The 20,327-nt window shown below is 61.2% G+C and carries 17 protein-coding genes; 5 read left to right on the top strand and 12 right to left on the bottom strand.

Annotated features, from left to right (window positions below; translation table 11 throughout):
- Positions 1 to 19: 19 nt before the first annotated feature.
- From FRT59_RS12605 to FRT59_RS12590, 4 genes are all read right to left on the bottom strand, one after another.
- Positions 20 to 1,732 (bottom strand): putative 2-aminoethylphosphonate ABC transporter permease subunit, encoded by a 1,713-nt coding sequence (locus FRT59_RS12605; RefSeq protein WP_153871350.1) that lies wholly within the window; start codon positions 1,730 to 1,732, stop codon positions 20 to 22.
- Position 1,733: 1 nt separating this feature from the next.
- Entirely contained in the window at positions 1,734 to 2,798 is a 1,065-nt protein-coding gene (locus FRT59_RS12600; RefSeq protein WP_153837428.1) for a putative 2-aminoethylphosphonate ABC transporter ATP-binding protein, read from the bottom strand.
- A 247-nt stretch (positions 2,799 to 3,045) separates the two neighbouring features.
- Positions 3,046 to 3,909, bottom strand: a complete 864-nt coding sequence (locus tag FRT59_RS12595) for a LysR family transcriptional regulator (protein WP_034116278.1) — start codon at positions 3,907 to 3,909, stop codon at positions 3,046 to 3,048.
- 16 nt (positions 3,910 to 3,925) lie between these two features.
- Positions 3,926 to 6,232, bottom strand: a complete 2,307-nt coding sequence (locus FRT59_RS12590) for a heavy metal translocating P-type ATPase (protein WP_153871348.1) — start codon at positions 6,230 to 6,232, stop codon at positions 3,926 to 3,928.
- A gap of 85 nt (positions 6,233 to 6,317) precedes the next feature.
- Here FRT59_RS12590 and cadR point away from each other — a divergent pair, with 85 nt between their 5' ends.
- Entirely contained in the window at positions 6,318 to 6,758 is a 441-nt protein-coding gene (gene cadR, locus FRT59_RS12585; protein ID WP_153871347.1) for a Cd(II)/Pb(II)-responsive transcriptional regulator, read from the top strand.
- A 63-nt stretch (positions 6,759 to 6,821) separates the two neighbouring features.
- Here the strand turns inward: cadR and FRT59_RS12580 are convergent, their stop codons facing one another.
- Complete coding sequence (locus FRT59_RS12580; protein ID WP_034116689.1) at positions 6,822 to 7,655, bottom strand: thymidylate synthase; 834 nt, start codon at positions 7,653 to 7,655, stop codon at positions 6,822 to 6,824.
- Between the two features lie 58 nt (positions 7,656 to 7,713).
- Positions 7,714 to 8,526: a prolipoprotein diacylglyceryl transferase gene (gene lgt, locus FRT59_RS12575; RefSeq protein WP_153871346.1), complete on the bottom strand. Its 813-nt coding sequence runs from the start codon at positions 8,524 to 8,526 to the stop codon at positions 7,714 to 7,716.
- 217 nt (positions 8,527 to 8,743) lie between these two features.
- On the opposite strand from lgt, the gene FRT59_RS12570 reads away from it, so the two are divergent.
- Positions 8,744 to 9,490 carry an NRDE family protein gene (locus FRT59_RS12570; RefSeq protein WP_153871345.1) on the top strand — a complete coding sequence of 249 codons (747 nt, stop codon included), beginning with the start codon at positions 8,744 to 8,746 and terminating at the stop codon, positions 9,488 to 9,490.
- Between the two features lie 60 nt (positions 9,491 to 9,550).
- Here the strand turns inward: FRT59_RS12570 and ptsP are convergent, their stop codons facing one another.
- Positions 9,551 to 11,830, bottom strand: coding sequence for a phosphoenolpyruvate--protein phosphotransferase (gene ptsP, locus FRT59_RS12565; protein WP_153871344.1), 2,280 nt, complete (start codon positions 11,828 to 11,830; stop codon positions 9,551 to 9,553).
- Between the two features lie 22 nt (positions 11,831 to 11,852).
- Positions 11,853 to 12,332 carry an RNA pyrophosphohydrolase gene (locus tag FRT59_RS12560; protein ID WP_003176750.1) on the bottom strand — a complete coding sequence of 160 codons (480 nt, stop codon included), beginning with the start codon at positions 12,330 to 12,332 and terminating at the stop codon, positions 11,853 to 11,855.
- Between the two features lie 143 nt (positions 12,333 to 12,475).
- Between FRT59_RS12560 and FRT59_RS12555 the strand changes: the two genes are divergently transcribed.
- Positions 12,476 to 13,132, top strand: coding sequence for a histidinol-phosphatase (locus tag FRT59_RS12555; protein ID WP_153837423.1), 657 nt, complete (start codon positions 12,476 to 12,478; stop codon positions 13,130 to 13,132).
- A 111-nt stretch (positions 13,133 to 13,243) separates the two neighbouring features.
- Here the strand turns inward: FRT59_RS12555 and FRT59_RS12550 are convergent, their stop codons facing one another.
- Together FRT59_RS12550 and ilvA are read right to left on the bottom strand one after the other, a co-directional pair.
- A complete protein-coding gene (locus FRT59_RS12550; protein WP_153871343.1) occupies positions 13,244 to 13,657 on the bottom strand; it encodes a DUF2269 family protein in 414 nt (137 codons plus the stop codon).
- Positions 13,658 to 13,698: 41 nt separating this feature from the next.
- Positions 13,699 to 15,213, bottom strand: a complete 1,515-nt coding sequence (gene ilvA, locus FRT59_RS12545) for a threonine ammonia-lyase, biosynthetic (protein ID WP_153837421.1) — start codon at positions 15,211 to 15,213, stop codon at positions 13,699 to 13,701.
- Positions 15,214 to 15,351: 138 nt separating this feature from the next.
- On the opposite strand from ilvA, the gene rpiA reads away from it, so the two are divergent.
- Both rpiA and FRT59_RS12535 read left to right on the top strand, forming a co-directional pair.
- A complete protein-coding gene (gene rpiA / locus FRT59_RS12540; protein ID WP_005792336.1) occupies positions 15,352 to 16,023 on the top strand; it encodes a ribose-5-phosphate isomerase RpiA in 672 nt (223 codons plus the stop codon).
- Positions 16,024 to 16,340: 317 nt separating this feature from the next.
- On the top strand, positions 16,341 to 18,287 hold the full coding sequence (locus tag FRT59_RS12535) for an autotransporter domain-containing protein (RefSeq protein ID WP_198809671.1): 1,947 nt from the start codon (positions 16,341 to 16,343) through the stop codon (positions 18,285 to 18,287).
- On the opposite strand, the gene FRT59_RS12530 is transcribed toward FRT59_RS12535, so the two are convergent.
- On the bottom strand, positions 18,288 to 19,196 hold the full coding sequence (locus tag FRT59_RS12530; RefSeq protein WP_153871341.1) for an SdiA-regulated domain-containing protein: 909 nt from the start codon (positions 19,194 to 19,196) through the stop codon (positions 18,288 to 18,290). It abuts the gene before it with no gap.
- Between the two features lie 121 nt (positions 19,197 to 19,317).
- Entirely contained in the window at positions 19,318 to 20,244 is a 927-nt protein-coding gene (locus tag FRT59_RS12525; protein ID WP_034116289.1) for an SdiA-regulated domain-containing protein, read from the bottom strand.
- Positions 20,245 to 20,327 lie beyond the last annotated feature (83 nt).

Genomic DNA, 20,327 nt, shown 5'->3' with positions numbered 1-20,327 from the left:
AGCACCTCCTTCAGGATGTTTATTGGCCGGGCGCGGTCTGGCGCCAGGCTTGGGAGCGACGCAGCGCGCCACGTGAAGCCCACGCCAGCAACAGCGAGACGCCGGCCGAAGTGAACAGGATCAAGGTCGACATGGCCGCGGCGCCGCCCACATTGCCGGCGTCGTCCATGTTCAACACGGCGACGGCGGCGAGGATGGTGTCGGGGCTGTAGAGGAAGATCGCGGCTGACACGGTGGTCATCGCCGACACAAACAGATAGCGCAGGATATCCAGCAGCGCCGGCAGGCAGATCGGCACCGTAACGCGCAGGTAGTGGCGGTACAGCGGCGCCTTGAGCGACAACGCGGCGGCTTCGAACTCGGCGTCCAGCTGGCGCAGGGCGGTGGTGGCGGTCATCTGTGCGGTGGTCAGGTAGTGCGCAATGGTGCACACCACCAGCAACGCCATGCTCCCGTAGAACACATGCAACGGGTTGCCGTTGAGATTGAAAAAGAACACGTAGCCCAGGCCCAGCACCAGACCCGGCACCGCCATCGGCACGAAGCTGAGCATACGCAACGCCAGGTTCAGGCCTTTCTGGCCCTTGGTCTTTTCCATCAGGTAGGCGCCGGTGAAGATCAGCACGCTGCCGATCAACGCCGTGCACAGCGCCATGGTCAGGCTGTTGCGATAGGCCAGCCAGCCGCCGCCGGCGGTGTCTTCAAACTGGTAGTGGTTGAGCGACAGCGACAGGTTGTACGGCCAGAATTTCACCAGCGAGGAGTACACCGCCATGCCGAACACCAGCAGCAACACCGCACAGACCAGCAGCACGATGGCCAGGTAGCAGCCATCGCGCAGCCGCGACGGTACCGGCTGGAACACTTGGGCGCGACCGCTCATGGCGTCACCCTGCCGACGGCGCAACCAGGCATCCACACCGAAGCTGAACAGCGCCGGCAGCAGCAACACCATGCCGATCAACGCACCGCGCCCGAACTGTTGCTGGCCGACCACCGCCTTGTAGGCTTCCAGCGCCAGCACCTGGTAATCGCCGCCCACCACCACCGGCACACCAAAGTCGGTGATGGTCAGGGTGAACACCAGGCAGAACGCGGCGAACACCGCCTGGCGCGTGGCCGGCCAGGTAATGCTGCGAAACGCCCGGGCCGGGCTGGCGCCCATGCTCGAAGCGGCGTCGAACAAGCGTGCATCCGCCAGGGACAACGCCGACAGCAGGATCATCAACGCATGGGGAAAGGTGTAGATCACTTCGCCGAGCACAATGCCCCAGAAGCCGTAGATATTGTCCGAGAGCAAGCCGCGCAGCATGCCCTGGTTGCCGAACAGGTAGACCAGCGCAATGCCCGGCAGCATCGACGGCGCCATCAACGGCAGCAACGACAGGCCACGCCAGACAGCTTTGCCGGGAATCAGCGTGCGTTGCAGCGCGTAGGCAAACAGATAGGCCAGCGGTACGACGATGGCCGCCACGCTGAGGGAAACTTTCAGGCTATTGCCCAGCAACCAGTGAAAGTTGGCGCTGGTGACCAATTCTCGCGCAGCCACCAGGCCACCACCCTGCCCGGCTTCGCTGCTGAAGCCGCGCCAGAAGATCGCCAGCAGCGGCAGCAAGACCGCCACCACCAACAGGCCCAGCCAGAGCCATTTGCCGCCGACTACGAAGATACGGTCGCCCCATTCGGCGCGGGACACCTGACGCGCTACCGGCAGTGTCATGACAGCGGCCATCTCAGGCAAACACCTGCAGGCTGCGCGGCGGTAACGCTACCCAGATATCCTGGGCGCCCAGGCGCGGCATGGCTTCGGGAGCCAGCTCGGCCAGTAACGGATGACCCGGCAATTGCTCCAGTTCAAAGCTCATGCGGCAGCGGTTACCGAGAAAGGTGATCTCGCGAACCTTGGCCGGGAACAGGTTTTCTTCATGCACCGGCGGGTTGACGCTGATGGCTTCCGGGCGGCAGAACAGGCGGCCGGACTTGGCCACGCCCGCATCGTCGGCCAGGCGCATATTCATCCCGCCGACCTGGGCATGGCTGGCACTGTTGCGGCTGAACGGCAGCCAATTGCCCTGGCCGACAAACTCCGCCACGAACGGCGTGGCCGGGCGGTCGTAGATTTCCTGGGGCGTGGCGTACTGCTCGACCTTGCCGTTGTTCATCACGGCAATACGGTCGGCCATCAACATGGCTTCGTCCTGGTTGTGGGTCACCATCAAGGTGGTGATACCCAGGCGCCGTTGCAGCTGGCGCAGCTCGGTGCACAAATGCTCACGCACCCGGGCATCGAGGGCCGACATCGGTTCATCCAGCAGCAACAACGAAGGCGCTGGCGCCAGTGCACGGGCCAGGGCGACCCGTTGTTGTTGGCCGCCGGAGAGTTGGCCGGGGTATTTCTTTTCGCTGCCGACCAGGCCGACCAGTTCAAGCATCTGCCCAACACGCTTGCGTACTTCATCGCGGCCGCTGCCGGTGAGGCCATAGCCGATATTCGCTTCCACGGTGAGATTGGGGAACAGCGCGTAGGACTGGAACAGGATGCCGTAGTCCCGCGCCTGGGGTGGCAGCAGGGAAACATCACGCTCGCCCAGGTAAAGCTCACCGCTGTCCTGGCGTTCCAGCCCGGCGATGCAGCGCAGCAGCGTGGTCTTGCCGCAGCCGGAGGGGCCGAGCAGACACACCAGTTCGCCGGCGGCGACGTCCAGGGACACGTTATCCAGCGCGGTGAAGGCGCCAAAGCGTTTCTGGACCCCGCGCACCTTCATGGGCGCGCCGGGTTGGGTCAGGACTGTGTTCATGCAAGGCACCTCATCTAACTGATGAAGGCCATGCTAGGCAGGCAATGCGTAGGTGTTGTGGCAGAAAGGCAAAATGGGGTGATAGTGGTATTGGTAGATTTGTGTAGGACTCATGGAGATGAGTCGCCAGGCCTATCGCTATCGGGAGCAAGCCCCCTCCCACAGTTGGCCGGGTTCCAACATGAGAATGCGGTCAAAATGTGGGAGGGGGCTTGCTCCCGATTGGCCCTCAAGCCAGCCACAGAACTTAGATTGGTGACATTTCCTGCGCCAACCCTAAAAACGCCGCCGGCAACCGCGCACCTTTTCGCTCCTTGAGGCAATACAGATACTCCGGAATCTGCGGCGCATTTTCGATAGTCAGCACCCGCAACTGCGGGTCATGGGGCACTTCCTGGCGGGCGATGATGCTGATGCCGATATTGCGCAGCACCGCCTCACGAATCGACTCACGGCTACCGATCTCCAGCAACGGCCCATAACCCACGCCGGCGCCCCGCAACATCTCTTCAGTCAGCCTTCGGGTAGTGGAGCCCGCCTCGCGCATCAGCAGCGTATGCCCGGCCAGCGCGCTCAACGGCACATGATCGAGCTTGGCCAACGGGTGATTGCGATGCACCGCCAGCACCAACGGGTCGGTACCCAGCACGCGGCGGATCAGGCGGGGGTCTTCCAGTAATTGCGAAGAGGCGGCGACATCGACGCGGTAATCATCCAGCGCCTCGAGCACCTGCTGGGAGTTGCCGATTTCCACCGAGACTTCCACTTGTGGCAAGCGCTCACGAAAGGCTTTGACCAGATCGAGGATGTAATACGGCGCCGTCGCGGCAATCCGCAGCGCCCCCTGGACCTGGCCGTTGTTGCGCAGGAAAAACTCGATATCCGCTTCCTGCTGCAACAGCGCCTTGACCATCGGCAGCAGCCGCGCACCTTCATCGCTGACGGTGAGGCGGCGACCGCCCCGATAGAACAACTCAACGCCGTACTGGCTTTCCAGGTTACGGATCTGGGTAGTCACGGTGGGCTGGCTGAGGCCGAGTTTTTTCGCCGCCTGGGTAATGCTGCCCAGGCGGGCGACCATGAAAAACGCCTTTAACTCAGCACTCAGCACACCACCCTCTCATCCTCTATTTGCGCAACAGGCGCAGGCCATTGAACACCACCAGCAGGCTCACGCCCATGTCGGCAAAGACCGCCATCCACATCGTGGCCATGCCCATGAACGTGACCGCCAGGAAGATCGCCTTGATCACCAGCGCCAGGGCGATGTTCTGCTTGAGGATACTCGACGTTTGCCGCGACAGCCGAATGAAAGCCGGAATCTTGCGCAAATCATCGTCCATCAGCGCTACGTCGGCGGTCTCGATAGCCGTGTCAGTACCCGCCGCCGCCATGGCAAAGCCGATCTCGGCCCGCGCCAGGGCTGGAGCATCGTTGATGCCATCGCCGACCATGCCCACCCGATGGCCTTGGCCGTAGAGGGTTTCGATGGCTTGCAGTTTGTCGGTGGGCAACAAGTCGCCCTGGGCCTGGTCGATGCCGACCTGGCTGGCAATCGCCTGGGCGGTGTGGGTGTTGTCGCCGGTGAGCATCAGGGTCTTGATGCCCAGGTCATGCAGTTGCTGAATGGCTTCGCGGCTGCTGTCCTTGACGGTGTCGGCCACGGCAAACAGCGCCAGCGGGCCGGAAGTGTCCAGTAGCAGCACCACGGATTTGCCTTGTTTTTCCAGGGCGAAGAGTTTTTCTTCCAGGGCTGGCGAGCACAGGCCGAGGTCTTCCACCAAGCGGTGGTTACCCAGGTGATAGGTCTGGCCGTTGATATCACCACGCACACCGCGCCCGGCCAGGGCTTCGAAGTTATCCACAGCGTGAATCGGCAGGTTTTTATCCACAGCCGCGCTGGCGATCGCCAGAGATACCGGGTGGTCCGAACGACCGGCCAGACTGGCGGCCAACGCCGGGGCGCTGTCTTCGATATTGGGGAACAGTGGCAGGTAATCGGTTTGCACCGGCTTGCCGTGGGTGATGGTGCCGGTCTTGTCGAGGGCCAGGTAGTCGAGTTTGTAACCACCCTCCAGGTACACGCCGCCCTTGATCAGGATGCCTTTACGCGCCGCCGCCGCCAGACCGCTGACGATGGTCACCGGCGTAGAGATCACCAAGGCGCAGGGGCAAGCCACTACCAGCAGCACGAGGGCACGATAGATCCAGTCGAACCAAACACCCGCCATGAACAGCGGCGGAATCACGGCCACGCCCAAGGCAAACAGGAAGACTGCCGGGGTATAGACCTTCGAGAAACTGTCAACAAACCGCTGGGTCGGCGCCCGTGCCCCTTGAGCCTGCTCCACGGCGTGGATGATCCGCGCCAGGGTCGAATTGTTGGCCGCCGCAGTGACCTTGTACTCCAGGGAACCCGCCTGGTTGATAGTGCCGGCGAAGACTTTATCGCCGACGGTCTTTTCAATCGGCAGGCTTTCCCCGGTGATGGGCGCCTGATCGATGGTGGATTGACCAGAAGTCACTTCACCGTCCAGGCCGATGCGCTCGCCGGGCTTTACCCGAACGATCGCGCCAAGATCAATGCTTTTGACCTCTTGTTCCATCCAGGATCCGTCGGCCTGTTTCACCGTGGCCTGTTCCGGGGTCATCTGCATCAAGCCGCTGATCGCATTGCGCGCCCGGTCCAGGGACTTGGCTTCGATCAACTCGGCCACGGTGAACAGGAACATCACCATCGCCGCTTCCGGCCACTGGCCGATCAGGATGGCACCGGTCACCGCGATGCTCATCAGCGCATTGATGTTCAGGTTGAAGTTTTTCAGGGCAATCCAGCCCTTTTTGTAGGTGGTGAGACCGCCGCTGAGGATCGACACCAGCGCCACCAGCGCGATCACCCAGGTCGGTGCCACGCCGGTGAAGTGCAGCACTTCGGCACCCAAGGCGCCCACGCCCGAAAGTGCCAACGGCCACCAATGCTTCTTCGCGGGCGGTGCGGCGGCGGGGCTGCCTTCCTCGATAGGGTCGGCCTGCATGCCGATGGACTTGATCGCCTCGATGATCGGCGCCGTGCTCGGCAGGTCGTGGGTGACGCCGAGGACGCGGTTGATCAGGTTGAATTCCAGTTGCTGCACGCCGGCGAGCTTGCCCAGTTTGTTCTGGATCAGCGTCTGCTCGGTGGGGCAGTCCATGGCTTCAATGCGGAAGGTGCTCAGGCGCGAGCCGGCGGTGGGCGCCTCGCTCAGGGTCACTATCGCAGGCCCGGCAGCGCCGGCGCAGCAGGAGCCCGCGTGGGCGTGGCTATCCACAGGAGTGAGTTTTGCCGGGGCATGATCATGCTTGTGATCGTGATCATGGTCGTGCTTATGGCCGTGGTCATGAGCATGGTCGTGATCATGATCGTGCTTGTGCGGGGTGTGAATGGAGTGGCTCATCAGGTCGCGTCCGTAAAGGTGCCTGTTGCCAAGTAAAGACCCTGTAGCCACTATAGGGTCAAGCACCCATTTGGAGATTGCTGCGATGAAGATCGGCGAACTGGCCAAACTCACCGACTGCCCGGTGGAAACCATCCGTTATTACGAGAAGGAATGCCTGCTGCCGCCACCTGCGCGCACCGACGGCAACTACCGGGTGTACACCCAGGCCCACACCGAACGGCTGACCTTCATCCGCAATTGCCGCAGCCTGGACATGACCCTCGAGGAAATCCGCAGCCTGCTGGGGCTGCGCGATAGCCCCCAGGACCAGTGCGAAAGCGTGAATGCGTTGATCGACGAACATATCCACCATGTGAAAGCGCGGATCGATGGGTTGTTGGCCTTGCAGGAGCAGTTGCTGGACCTGCGTCAACGCTGCGGCGGTGGGGAGCAGTGCGGGATCTTGCAGCAGTTGGAAGTCAGCGGTGGGATTGCGGCCAGTGAGGCTGAGCCTTCACATGTGGGCAGAAGCCACGGCCATTGAACTCAAGTGAACACTGAACCAATGTGGGAGGGGGCTTGCTCCCACATTGGATAGCGTCAGATTTTAGATAGCGACATCGGCCTTGATACTTGGGTCGGCCTCATAGCCTACGATCTCGAAGTCTTCGAACTTGTAGTCGTAGATCGACGCAGGCTTGCGCTTGATCACCAGTTCCGGCAGTTTTTTCGGCGTGCGCGCCAGCTGGGTCTGGATCTGTTCCATGTGGTTGCTGTAGGCGTGGGTATCGCCCGTGGTGACGATGATCTCGTGGGGGATCAGGTCACATTGCTGGGCCAGCATATGGGTCAGCAACGCCAGCGCGGCGGTGTTGTACGGCAGGCCCAGGAACACGTCGGAGCTGCGGATATACAGCTGCATCGACAGATGACCGTCATGCACGAACGCCTGGTACAACAGGTGGCACGGCGGCAGGGCTTGCTTGCCGTTGCGCGCGTTTTCCTGTGGGCTCTTGGTTTCGTCCGGCAAGTATTCGACGTTCCAGCCGTGGAACAGGATGCGACGGCTGTTGGGGTTGGTCTTGAGCGTGTGCACCATGTAGTCGATCTGGTTGATCGTGCCGCCGTCCTTGGTGGGCCAGGCTGTCCACTGCTCGCCGTACACCGGGCCGAGGTCACCGTCTTCGGTGGCCCATTCGTCCCAGATTTTCACACCGTTTTCATTGAGCCACTTGATGTTGGTGTTACCACTCAACATCCAGATCAGCTCGTTGGCGATGCTTTTGAAGTGCAGCTTCTTGGTGGTCAGCAGCGGGAAGCCGTCGGCCAGGTTATGCCGATACTGACGGGCGAACACGGCCTTGGTGCCGGTGCCGGTGCGGTCGCCCTTGGTCAGGCCATTGGTCACGACGTCGTGCAGCAGTTCGAGATATTGCTTCATGTAGTTACCCGTATCGTTGAAGCTGCGGCCCTTCAAACCCGGGCCGCGGCATTCGAATTTAAAGCGCGGCGTTCTTCAGCGGTTGCGGGCGATTGTACGCCCACCACAGCATGCCCAGGCCCGCCAGGATCATCGGCAGGCTGAGGACTTGACCCATGGTCAGCCAGCCCCACGCCAGGTAGCCCAACTGCGCATCCGGCACCCGTACAAACTCGACGATAAAGCGGAAAATCCCGTAGAACAGCGCGAACATGCCCGACACGGCCATGGTTGGGCGTGGCTTGCGCGAGAAGATGTAGAGGATAAGGAACAGTGCCACGCCTTCCAACGCGAACTGATACAGCTGCGACGGGTGGCGCGGCAATTGCGCCGGGTCGCTGAACGGCGGGAACACCATGGCCCATGGCACGTCGGTCGGCTTGCCCCACAACTCGGCGTTGATGAAGTTACCGATACGCCCGGCACCCAGGCCGATCGGCACGAACGGTGCGACGAAGTCCATCAGCTGGAAGAACGACTTGCCATTGCGGCGGCCAAACCACCACGCGGCGATCATCACGCCGACAAACCCGCCATGGAAGGCCATGCCGCCTTTCCACACTTCGAAGATCAACGTCGGGTTGGCGATATAGGCCGACAAATCGTAGAACAGCACATACCCCAGGCGCCCACCGACGATCACCCCCATCGACATCCAGAACACCATGTCGGAGAGCTTCTCCTTGGTCCAGGTCGGGTCGAAACGGTTCAGGCGCCGGGAAGCCAGCAGCCAGGCACCGCCGATGCCGATCAGGTACATCAACCCGTACCAATGGATTTTCAGCGGACCGATGGCCAGGGCCACCGGGTCGATCTGCGGGTAAGGCAGCATTGCGACTCCTCGTTAAAACATTTAGTCATGACGCACCGGACCATGCCGATGTGCGATTAAGCCTGCGTTACAGCGCCGATATCAAATTAAGAAGTTCACATACACACCAAACAGCCCGGCATGTTAACGGATGGAAGGCGCACGGCCCAACTTCGTTGCGATGGAACGCCTGCCGTTCTGTGGGTAGAGTTGAGAAAAACACACAAGGGGTCTCCCGATGTGCCTGATTGTTTTCGCCTGGCGACCGGGCCATGCCCAGCCGCTGATCGTCGCGGCCAACCGCGATGAGTTCTACGCCCGCCCCAGCCTGCCGCTGGCCCAGTGGGCGGATGCGCCCCAGGTCTACGCCGGCCGCGATCAGGAAGCCGGCGGAACCTGGCTGGGGGTCAGTGCCGAGGGGCGTTTCGCCGCCCTCACCAATATTCGCGACCCGCACCAGCCACCGGCACGCAAGTCACGTGGCGAACTGGTGGCGCGCTTTCTCAGTGTTTCGCTACCCATTGACGATTATTTAGCCGACGTTAATGGACGATCGATTGAATATGCCGGGTTTAACCTGCTGCTAGGCACGCAGGATGAGCTATGGCACTACAACGCCAATGACACCGAGCCGACACTGCTGGCAGCGGGAGTCTATGGGCTGTCCAATGCCGGGCTGGATACGCCGTGGCCGAAGTTGCTCAAAGCCAAAGCTGCGTTCAGCGAGTTATTGGAAGACCCACAGCCGGAAGCCTTGCTGGGGGTTTTGAGCGATCCGAAAACGGCGCCGTTTGCCGAGCTGCCGGACACCGGCGTGGGCTTGGCGACCGAAAGCCTGCTGTCGAGCGTGTTCATTTCCAGCCCCAGCTATGGGACACGGGCGAGTACGGCGCTGATTGTGAATGCCGATGGCACGCGGCGGATGGTGGAGCGCAGCTTTGGGCCTTATGGCGGCCAGTTGGGCGAAGTCGAACTCAATTTTTAACCCCACCATAAAACCAATGTGGGAGGGGGCTTGCTCCCACATTTTGATCGGCGCCAGGCGCTAGAGGGTTTTGGCAGAAGCCGGGTTGATCATCCGGGTCAACCCCAGGTTCTTCAGGGCCAGTTGCAGCGAGCTGTGGATAACTTGCGGGTTGTCGATGGTCATCAGCTCGGCCAGCAAATCCTTGGCCATGCTCAATTCAACCTGGCGCAGCATCCATTTCACCTTCGGCAAGTTAGTGGCGTTCATCGACAGGCTGTCAAAACCCATCGCCATCAACAGCACCGCCGCCGCCGGGTCGCCGGCCATTTCACCGCAGATGCTCACCGGCTTGCCTTCGGCATGGGCGTCGCGCACCACGTGTTGCAGGGCTTGCAGCACCGCCGGGTGCAGGTAGTCGTAGAGGTCGGCCACCCGTGGGTTGTTGCGGTCCACGGCCAGCAGGTACTGGGTCAGGTCGTTGGAGCCCACCGACAGGAAGTCCACTTGACGCGCCAGTTCCTTGGCCTGGTACACCGCAGCCGGGATTTCGATCATCACGCCAATCGGCGGCATCGGCACGTCGGCGCCCTCGTCGCGGACTTCGCCCCAGGCGCGGTGGATCAGGTGCAGGGCTTCTTCAAGCTCATGGGTGCCGGAGATCATCGGCAGCAGGATACGCAGGTTGTTCAAACCCTCGCTGGCCTTGAGCATGGCGCGGGTCTGGACAAGGAAAATTTCAGGATGGTCGAGGGTAACGCGAATGCCACGCCAGCCAAGGAAGGGGTTGTCTTCCTTGATCGGGAAATACGACAGTGACTTGTCGCCGCCAATATCCAGGCTGCGCATCGTCACCGGTAACGGGTGGAAGGCCTGCAATTGCTCGCGATAAATCGCCAGCTGCTCCTTCTCACTCGGAAAACGCTGGTTGATCATGAACGGCACTTCGGTGCGATACAGCCCCACCCCTTCAGCGCCACGTTGCTGCGCACGCGCTACATCCGCCAGCAGGCCAGTGTTGACCAGCAACGGAACACGGTGGCCGTCGAGCGTTATGCAGGGCAGCTCGCGCAACGAATCGAGGCCCTGTGCCAGTTGCTTCTCTTCTTCCACCACTTCGGCATATTGCTTGCGCAGCACGTCGCTGGGGTTGGTGAAAACCTCGCCGCGATGCCCATCGACGATCATGTCGATGCCATCGACCTTCGAGTACGGCAGGTCCACCAGGCCCATCACCGTCGGGATACCCATGGCCCGGGCCAGGATCGCGACGTGGGAGTTACCCGAGCCCAATACCGAGACCAGGCCCACCAGCTTGCCCTCAGGCACTTCGCCGAGCTGGGTGGCCGTCAATTCTTCACTGACCAGGATGGTGTTAGCGGGGAAGACCATGTTGGTGCTGCGGTCTTCCTGCAGGTACGCCAGCAGACGGCGACCGAGGTCGCGCACATCCGAGGCGCGCTCACGAAGGTAGGCGTCATCCATCATTTCGAAGCGGTTGACGTGATCGGTGACCACCTGGCGCAACGCGCCCTGGGCCCACTGGCCGGTCTTGATCACGGTCTTGACTTCGTTGCCCAGGGACGCGTCGTCGAGCATCATCTGGTACACGTCGAACAGCGCCCGTTCTTCGGGGCGCAACTGGGTGGCCAGCTTGGTCGACAGGTTGCGCATGTCGGCGCGCACGCCTTCAAGGGCGGTCTTGAACAGTTTGATTTCAGCGTCGATGTCGTCGACGGACTTGTCCGGCACCACGTCCAGATCAGCCGGGGGCAGCATGACCACCGCGGTACCGACCGCCGCGCCCGGAGAACCCGGCACGCCGACGAACTTGGCTTCCTGGATGCCCTTGCCCTGGCGCCCCAGGCCGCGAATCGAGCCCGTCGCTTCGGCGTGGGCGATAACCCCGGCAAGCTGCGCGCTCATGGTCACGAGGAAGGCTTCTTCACCTTCGTCGAACTGGCGGCGTTCTTTTTGCTGGATGACCAACACGCCGACAACGCGGCGGTGGTGAATGATCGGCGCGCCAAGGAACGAGGCGTAGCGCTCTTCACCGGTTTCAGCAAAGTAGCGATAACGCGGGTGGTCGGCCGCATGTTCGAGGTTCAGGGGTTCTTCACGCGCCCCCACCAGGCCCACCAGACCTTCATTGGGCGCCATGCTGACCTTGCCGATGGAGCGCTTGTTCAAGCCCTCCGTGGCCATCAGCACAAAACGGTTGGTCTCGGGGTCCAGCAGGTAAACCGAGCAGACCTGGCTGCCCATGGCTTCCTTGACGCGCAACACAATAATCCCCAACGCCGCCTTGAGATCCTTGGCGGAGTTAACTTCCTGGACGATCTTGCGCAGCGTATTGAGCATGGCTCGGGGTCGAACTCCGTCGTCAGTCGCGCGCTAAAAGGCGCGGGGCAAGCTCTTTGAGAGCGCGACGATAAACCTCGCGCTTGAATGTCACCACCTGGCCCAACGGGTACCAATAGCTGACCCAGCGCCAGCCATCGAACTCCGGTTTACCGGTCAAATCCATCCGCACCCGCTGCTCATTGGAGATCAGGCGCAAAAGAAACCATTTCTGCTTCTGGCCGATGCACAGCGGTTGGCTGTGGGTACGCACCAAACGTTGCGGCAAACGATAGCGCAACCAGCCACGGGTACAGGCCAGAATTTGCACATCTTCACGCTCAAGGCCGACTTCTTCGTTCAACTCACGGTACAAGGCGTCTTCAGGGGTTTCGTCGGGGTTGATTCCACCTTGAGGAAACTGCCAAGCATCTTGGTTGATTCGGCGAGCCCATAGCACCTGTCCGGCATCATTCGTAAGAATAATCCCGACATTAGGACGGAAACCATCGGGGTCGATCACGGCAACAACCTCGCAAACGCATGTCACCGCATTGTTCCACAAAGGTTGTTCCAGCGGCAACGAGGCTTCTTACCTTATGTGCACTCTTGTGAAAAGACCGTATTCTGGACGCCTTTTTACAGACTTTTCAGCGAGTAACTGCAATGCGCCTGGCTTTATTCGACTTGGACAACACGCTCCTGGGCGGTGACAGCGATCACGCCTGGGGCGATTACCTGTGTGAACGCGGGATTCTCGACCCGGTAGCCTACAAGGCCCGCAACGACGAGTTCTACCAGGATTACCTGGCCGGTAAGCTCGACAACGCCGCCTACTTGAACTTCAGCCTGGAAATCCTCGGCCGCACCGAGATGGCCCAGTTGGACGAATGGCACCGAGACTTCATGCGCGACTGCATCGAACCGCTGATGCTGCCGCAAGCAGTGGAACTGCTGGCCAGGCACCGCGCCGCCGGCGACACGCTGGTGATCATCACCGCGACCAACCGCTTCGTCACCGCGCCGATTGCCGCACGGTTGGGCGTGGAGACCCTGATCGCCACCGAATGCGAAATGCTGGACGGCCGCTATACCGGGCGCAGCACCGATGTGCCGTGCTTTCGCGAAGGCAAGGTGACGCGCTTGAACCGTTGGCTGGAAGAGACTGGGTACAGCCTGGAAGACAGCTACTTCTATAGCGATTCGATGAATGATTTGCCGTTGCTGGAGCAGGTGGCGCATCCGGTGGCGGTGGATCCGGATCCGAATTTGCGGGCTGAGGCCCAGAAGCGCGGATGGCCGGTGATTACGCTGCGTAGCTGATGGCCCTATCGGGAGCAAGCCCCCTCCCACACTAGACCGCACTCCAAGGGATGTACGCGGGCAAATGTGGGAGGGGGCTTGCTCCCGATGCAGGCAACTCGGTCTCAAGCCTTATACCGGCTTGGCACCCATGAGCCCGGCAATCGCCACAAACCCCACCAGACTGACCACCGCCAACACCAAGGTGAAATTCAGGCTACCGCCCTCGCCCTTACGCAGGCGATTAAGCCGCGCCACCAGCCAGAACCACGCCAGCGCCGCCACGGTGTAGAGGATGCTGGAACCCAGGATCCAGGTTTGCCCCAATGGCCAGCCGAGCAGGTGCACCAGCCACCAACCGGTGAACGGCATGCTGACCAGGCAAACGCCCATCAGCAGCCAGACAAATGCCCACGGGCGTTGCACCGTAACCGCCGGGCCGGCGCTGCGCTTACGCCAGGCCAGTACGGCCAGGCCGAAGCCGCTGAGCAGCAGCAACACGGTGGCGGTGATGTGGATAACCTTGAGGGTGGTCAGCGTTTCCATGGTTTCGATTCCTTAAAAGGCCGCTCAGTCAGCGTAGTCGCTCAACCGAGGAACAACTGGTAAGCCGGGTTTTCGCTTTCATCCCAGTATGGATAGCCGATTTGCGCCAGGGCCGCCGGTACCAGGTGGCGCTCATCCGCCGGCACTTGCAGGCCTGCCACTACGCGCCCGTCGGCCGCGCCGTGGTTGCGATAGTGGAACATCGAAATGTTCCAGCGCCCGCCCAGCTTGTGGAGGAAGTTGAACAACGCCCCCGGACGCTCCGGGAATTCGAAGCGAAATACCAGCTCGTCGCTGACTTTGGCCGCATGCCCGCCGACCATATGGCGAATGTGCAACTTGGCCAGTTCGTTCTCGGTCAGGTCCAGCACCGGGAAACCCTGGCGGGTCAGGCTGGCGATCAAGGCACTGCGTGGGTCGTTTTCCGGGTGGGTCTGCACGCCAACGAAGATGTGCGCCTCACTGCCAGAGTGGTAGCGGTAATTGAATTCGGTGATCTGGCGCTTGCCCACAGCTTCGCAGAACGCCTTGAAGCTGCCTGGCTGCTCGGGAATGGTCACGGCGATAATCGCTTCGCGGCCTTCACCCAGCTCGGCACGCTCGGCCACATGGCGCAGGCGGTCGAAGTTGACGTTGGCCCCGGAGTCGATGGCGACAAAGGTCTGGCCGCTGACGCCATGGGTCTCGACGTACTTCTTGATCCCGGCCACGCCCAACGCGCCTGCCGGCTCAGTGATAGAGCGGGTGTCGTCGTAGATGTCCTTGATCGCCGCGCAGATTTCGTCGGTGCTGACGGTGATCACCTCATCCACATAGTCCTTGCAGATGTCGAAGGTGTGCTGGCCGATCTGCGCCACCGCCACGCCATCGGCGAAGATCCCGACGGTCGGCAATACCACACGCTCGCCCGCGGCCATGGCGGCTTGCAGGCAGTTGGAGTCGTCTGGCTCGACGCCGATGATCTTGATCTCCGGGCGCAGGTACTTCACATACGCGGCGATGCCGGCGATCAGGCCGCCGCCGCCCACCGGTACGAAAATCGCGTCCAGCGGCCCAGGGTGCTGGCGCAGGATTTCCATCGCCACGGTGCCCTGCCCGGCAATGGTGTGCGGATCATCGTAGGGGTGAATGTAGACGTAGCCTTTTTCGTCGACCAGCTTGAGCGAGTAGGCCAGCGCTTCCGGGAAGGTATCACCGTGCAACACCACCTTGCCGCCACGGGAGCGCACGCCTTCGATCTTGATCTCCGGGGTAGTCTTAGGCATCACGATAGTGGCCTTGACCCCCAACACCTTGGCCGCCAGCGCCAGGCCCTGGGCATGGTTGCCCGCCGAAGCCGTCACCACGCCACGCGCACGCTCTTCAGCGGTCAACTGGGTCAGCTTGTTGTAGGCGCCACGAATCTTGAACGAGAACACCGGCTGCAAGTCTTCGCGCTTGAGCCAAATCTTGTTACCCAGCCGCTCGGAGAGCTGGCGGGCAGTCTGCAAGGGGGTTTCCACGGCAACGTCGTAAACGCGCGAGGTGAGGATTTTTTTGACGTAGTGTTCAAGCATCGGCAGGCATCTACTTCACGGGTTGGGCAGGGCCAAGGAGTCTAACCCAGCGTTTGGCCGGGCGACCACACGAATCCCGAGGTTTTGTTGGGTTATACTCGCCGCCCTCGATAACTCCCCGCCCGTTCCGGAGCCCGCATGACCCAGGATCAACTCAAACAGGCAGTGGCCCAGGCCGCTGTCGATTTAATCCTTCCTAAACTCGACGACAAGAGCATCGTCGGCGTCGGCACCGGTTCCACCGCCAACTGCTTTATCGACGCACTGGCCCAGCATAAGGGCGCGTTCGACGGCGCAGTGGCCAGCTCCGAAGCCACCGCCGCCCGCCTTAAAGGCCATGGCATTCCAGTGTACGAGCTCAACACCGTGAGCGACCTGGAGTTCTACGTCGATGGCGCCGATGAAAGCGACGAACACCTGAACCTGATCAAAGGCGGCGGCGCGGCCCTGACCCGCGAGAAGATCGTCGCAGCCGTGGCCAAGACCTTCATCTGCATCGCCGATGCCAGCAAGCTGGTGCCGGTACTCGGTGCATTCCCGCTGCCGGTGGAAGTCATCCCCATGGCCCGCAGCCACGTGGCCCGCGAGCTGGTGAAACTGGGCGGCGACCCGGTGTACCGCGAAGGTGTGTTGACCGACAACGGCAACATCATCATTGACGTGTTCAATATGCAGATCACCAACCCGGTGGAGCTGGAGACGCAGATCAACGCCATTGTGGGCGTGGTCACCAACGGCCTGTTCGCTGCGCGCCCGGCGGATGTGTTGCTGCTGGGTACCTCCGAAGGTGTGAAAACTCTCAAGGCTTAAGAACACCACCACACCAATGTGGGAGGGGCGGTGCGACGATTCGACTTGCTCCCGATAGCAGTGTGTCAGTCAGAATATCTGGTACTGATACACCCAATCGGGAGCAAGCCCCCTCCCACATTTGCAGCACTCCTCTCCAAAACCGTGCGCTCGATCACGGCACGCCCCGCCCTACTTGGTATCCAATCCGTTACAAATTACAGCCACGCGACCCACGCGTTTAACAATGCGCCAATTTGCAGCCGCCCACGGAATGAGGCGCGCATTGTGCAAAGGGTCTGGGCCTGAACATCTCCCTCACCTCAAGGAAGAACCTTGTGATCAAGCCCCTCGCCTTCGCCATCAGCGTTGCCGGTGCCCTGCTGTCCACGCAAGCCCACGCCTACGATTACGGCCAGCACGCCAACACCACCCTGGAAAAACTGATCAACGACTACCCCGGTCGTTATCGCGGCACGGCTAATTTCGCCGGTGCTGCGGATTGGATGCAAAGCCAGATGGGCACGGCCTATACCATCAGCCGCCAGGACTTCACCTGGAACAGCGGCAGCCGTGCTTCGCAAAACGTCGTGGCCTACGCCGCCGGCACCCAGCCGCAGTACGTGGTGATTGGCGCGCATTTCGACACCTACTTTGGCCGCCCGGCCCTGCAAGGCCTGGACGACAATGGCTCCGGCGCCAGCGTGTTGACCGAGGTGGCGAAGAACCTCGGCGGCCTGCCATTGGAAAATGGCCTGCAAATAGTCGGCTTCGGCGCGGAAGAAGAAGGCTTGCGCGGCTCCCGGGCCTTTGTCGACTCACTCAGTGCCAGCCAGCGCGCCAATATGCTCGCGATGATCAACCTCGACAGCTTGATCACCGGCGACATGATGTATGCCCACGCCGGCCAGAACAGCACCGACAACCCGGGCTTGGCTTCCTTGCGCGAGCACACGTTCCAGATCGCCAAGGAATTGAACATCCCACTGTTCACCAACCCTGGCCTGGACGCGAAATACCCCAAGGGCACGGGCTGTTGCAGCGATGGCGAGGCCTTTGAACCGCTCAACATCCCAATCCTTTATATAGAAGCCACCAATTGGGAACTGGGCGACCTGGACGGCTACACCCAGACCGACAACCCGAAGATCCCCGGCGGCTCCACCTGGCACGACCCTAAAGAAGACAACAAAGCCGTGCTCACCGATGCCTTCGGCCAGGCGCGCATCGACCAGCGCCTGCGTGACTACTCGCGCCTGCTCAGCCGCCTGGTACTGGAACTGACCAACGCCGACCTGATGGCCTCAACGGCGTCCGGCGGTGCCGTTGCACGCAACATGCAAGACAACCTGCAACGCCAGCATCAGGCCATGGTGCGCCTGCATGATCGCCGCTGGCTGACCCTGCAGGCCGCCAGCCGTGAAGTCGGCAGCTTTGATGGCGAGCTCGGCGTGGATGGCGAATACAACCCGGACAGTGGCTTCGACAGCGCTCCCAACCCCGAAGCCCGGCGCCTGGGCCTGCATGCCCTCGGCGACTATCAACTGACCTCGAGCCTGAATATCGGCGCCAGCCTGAGCTACCTCAATGGGCGCGACAAACTCGAGCATCGCGGCAAACTGGACAGCGACACTTGGCAGGCAGCCGCCTATGCGTTGCTCAACGATGGCGGGCCAAGCTGGTTGGCCGGTGACCTGAGCGTCGGCCACACGCGCTTCGACTCCAAGCGCAACCTGGTCATCCAGGCCAATGGCGGGCCGATCCTGCTCAATCAACAATTGACCGGCGAGGCCGATGCCCTGGCATTGGGCGCACGGGTCCTGGGCGGCTATGACTTTGACTTCGGCGCCCTCAAGAGCGGGCCTTTCGCCGGCCTGGACTACAGCCACTACCGCATCGACAAGTTCCACGAAAAACAGAACCTGCGCACGGCCCTGGAGTATGAAGAACAGTCTTTCGATTCCCTGGAAGCCAGCCTCGGCTGGCGCGTGCGTGGCGCGGTCGCCCTGCCCTATGGCCTGAGCCTGATGCCGTATGGCGACATCGCCTGGGTCAAGGAATTGGCCGACGGCCGCCTGGACGACCTGCAACTGACCGCACGCGCTGATGGCCAGGCGCGCACCGCTCGGCTCGGCTCACCGGACAAGAGCTTTGGCCGCGCGCAAGTCGGCAGCCAATTGGCGATCACCCCACAGCTGGGGGTGTATGCCGAGGTCAATGGCCGCCTGGGGCATGCCGAAGGCAGCCAGACCGGCTATTCACTGGGCGTGCAATGGATGTTCTGATCAGGGCTTCTTGAACACGTAGAACAGGTTCGGCTCGCTGACCATATACAAGGTACCGTCGTCGTCCATAGCGATTCCTTCGGCCTGGGGCACGCGCTTGCTCAGGCCATGGCGCCCCTTAAGCAACGACAAACTGCTTAAGGGGCGACCGTCGATATCCAGCTCCAATACCAGGAACGACTCATCCGACAGCGCCAGCAGATGGCCGCTGCGTTCGTCGTATTGCAGGCTCGACAGGTCGCGTACAAACAATCCGGCATCGCGCTTGGGGTTGTTGATCACGTGTACCGAGTAGGTTTTTTCCGGTTTGAAATGCGGGAAGCCGTGGACCTCGTAGATCAGCATCGGGTCGCGCTCCTTGGCCACGAACAGGCGCTTGCCTACTGAGTCGTAGGCCAACCCTTCGAAACCCTTGTTGCCACCGATGTGCACGCCCAAGGTCATTTGCTCTGCATCGGCGGCGTCGAGGAATTGGGTGTCATCGTCCACATGCACCTTGATCAGCCGCTGTTGTCGCTCATCGCTGATGACGTAGATGTTGTCGCTGATAAATTCCACCGCTTCGGCATCGCCGAAGCCCACCAAAGGAATGCGCCGCAGGATCTTGCCCTCCAGCGACAGCTCGACCAGCTCGGCATTTTTATTGGTGACGGTAAACAGGCTTTTGCGCACCGGGTCGAAGGTGAGGGCCGAGACATCGTCGTCTAGCCCGTCAATCACCTGGCCTTCCAAAGTGACGCGGTACTCCGCCAGGCCAATAGAGCGCTCATCGGCGGGCAAGCGCCATGCTTGCCAGTTGAACCAGGCGCGCTCGAACAGACGGAACTGCTGGGCAACAATCCCGGTAGCAACCAGGGCAAGCAACAGCAGGATGAAAAAAGCAGGTTTGGGGCGGGCAAGTCGACGCATCGTGGCGGGCTCAGAGAAAAAACTGGCGAATAGATATCAAGGTCGCCTGAATTTAAACTTAAACGCACCGAACTGTCTGGCGAATGCCGTTTATAAAGAAAAGTCTGACGTAATTCGTCGGTTACTTCTGCTTTTCAAAACGATAGAACAGGTTTGGCTCACTGACCATGTACAGGTTGCCGCTTTCGTCCATGGTGACCCCTTCGGCGCGAGGGATAGTGTCTTTCAGGCCGTTGAAGCCGCCAAGCAAAGTCATGAAGCTGACTTGCTCGCCCTTCTCGTCCAGTTCCAGCAACAGGTGGGAGTCGGCTGACAGCACCAGCAAGTGCCCGGTTCGTGGGTCGACGGCCAACGCCGACAGGTTGCGCATGTCGAGTTCGGTGCTGACCAGTTTTTGCTTGTCGCCAACCAGGTTCTGGCTGCCATCGCTTTTCCAGGTAAACAGCGCCGGCGGCCGCTCTTCACCCAGCACCAGTTGCTGGTTGCGCTTGTCCCAGGCAATGGCTTCAAAGGCTTTGTTCTGGTCCGCAGACGGGCCAAGGTCATAACTCGGGAAGTCGGCCTTGTGCAACGCCGTGGTACCGGCGTCGACATTGACGATGGTCAGGCTGTGCTGGCGCTCATCGACCACCGCCATCAGGCCGTTTTCCATCACGGTCAGCCCTTCCGGGTTGTTCCAGCCGTTAAGCGGCATCTTGCGCAGCACGTCACCTTGCAAGCTCAGCTCAACGAGAAACGGGTTTTTGCCCATGACGGAAAACAGGGTTTTGGTCTGGGGATTGTAGGACAGGTCCGAGGCCTCGTCCTTCTCCATACCGGGCAGCAACTTGGCGTCGATGACCGCGTGGTAGTCCGGGAGCCACACACTCTCCTGGCGTTCAGCCGGGCTCTCGAAACTCTCCAGCAACCACAGCACACCACGATCGTCCCAGTGCATGGCCCAGGAAACCCCATACAGAATCGCCCCGGCCAAAAATACCCAGGAATACCAGCGCATGGACAAGCGAGAGCGAAGCGAGGTTTTCGAAGTGGGTAGAGGCACGGCCATTGAGCGCTTTTCCGGAAAGTCAGCTGTATGGGATAGCACAGGATTCAACGGCCTGCGCGCAAGAGGCTGGGATTATCCGGATG

The organism is Pseudomonas haemolytica, assembly GCF_009659625.1.
In the GTDB taxonomy this organism is placed as follows: Bacteria; Pseudomonadota; Gammaproteobacteria; order Pseudomonadales; family Pseudomonadaceae; genus Aquipseudomonas; species Aquipseudomonas haemolytica.
The sequence above is the reverse complement of the archived record's forward strand: the minus strand, read 5'-3'. Positions and strand labels throughout refer to the sequence as shown.

Excerpts from the sequence above, each read along its gene's own strand:
- ilvA (WP_153837421.1), bottom strand. The coding sequence starts at position 15,213 with ATGCTTGAACACTACGTCAAAAAAATCCTCACCTCGCGCGTTTACGAC.
- FRT59_RS12570 (WP_153871345.1), top strand. The coding sequence starts at position 8,744 with ATGTGCCTGATTGTTTTCGCCTGGCGACCGGGCCATGCCCAGCCGCTG.
- FRT59_RS12580 (WP_034116689.1), bottom strand. The coding sequence starts at position 7,655 with ATGAAGCAATATCTCGAACTGCTGCACGACGTCGTGACCAATGGCCTG.
- FRT59_RS12600 (WP_153837428.1), bottom strand. The coding sequence starts at position 2,798 with ATGAACACAGTCCTGACCCAACCCGGCGCGCCCATGAAGGTGCGCGGG.
- FRT59_RS12555 (WP_153837423.1), top strand. The coding sequence starts at position 12,476 with ATGCGCCTGGCTTTATTCGACTTGGACAACACGCTCCTGGGCGGTGAC.
- FRT59_RS12605 (WP_153871350.1), bottom strand. The coding sequence starts at position 1,732 with ATGGCCGCTGTCATGACACTGCCGGTAGCGCGTCAGGTGTCCCGCGCC.
- lgt (WP_153871346.1), bottom strand. The coding sequence starts at position 8,526 with ATGCTGCCTTACCCGCAGATCGACCCGGTGGCCCTGGCCATCGGTCCG.
- FRT59_RS12525 (WP_034116289.1), bottom strand. The coding sequence starts at position 20,244 with ATGGCCGTGCCTCTACCCACTTCGAAAACCTCGCTTCGCTCTCGCTTG.
- FRT59_RS12590 (WP_153871348.1), bottom strand. The coding sequence starts at position 6,232 with ATGAGCCACTCCATTCACACCCCGCACAAGCACGATCATGATCACGAC.
- FRT59_RS12530 (WP_153871341.1), bottom strand. The coding sequence starts at position 19,196 with ATGCGTCGACTTGCCCGCCCCAAACCTGCTTTTTTCATCCTGCTGTTG.
- FRT59_RS12550 (WP_153871343.1), bottom strand. The coding sequence starts at position 13,657 with ATGGAAACGCTGACCACCCTCAAGGTTATCCACATCACCGCCACCGTG.
- ptsP (WP_153871344.1), bottom strand. The coding sequence starts at position 11,830 with ATGCTCAATACGCTGCGCAAGATCGTCCAGGAAGTTAACTCCGCCAAG.
- rpiA (WP_005792336.1), top strand. The coding sequence starts at position 15,352 with ATGACCCAGGATCAACTCAAACAGGCAGTGGCCCAGGCCGCTGTCGAT.
- cadR (WP_153871347.1), top strand. The coding sequence starts at position 6,318 with ATGAAGATCGGCGAACTGGCCAAACTCACCGACTGCCCGGTGGAAACC.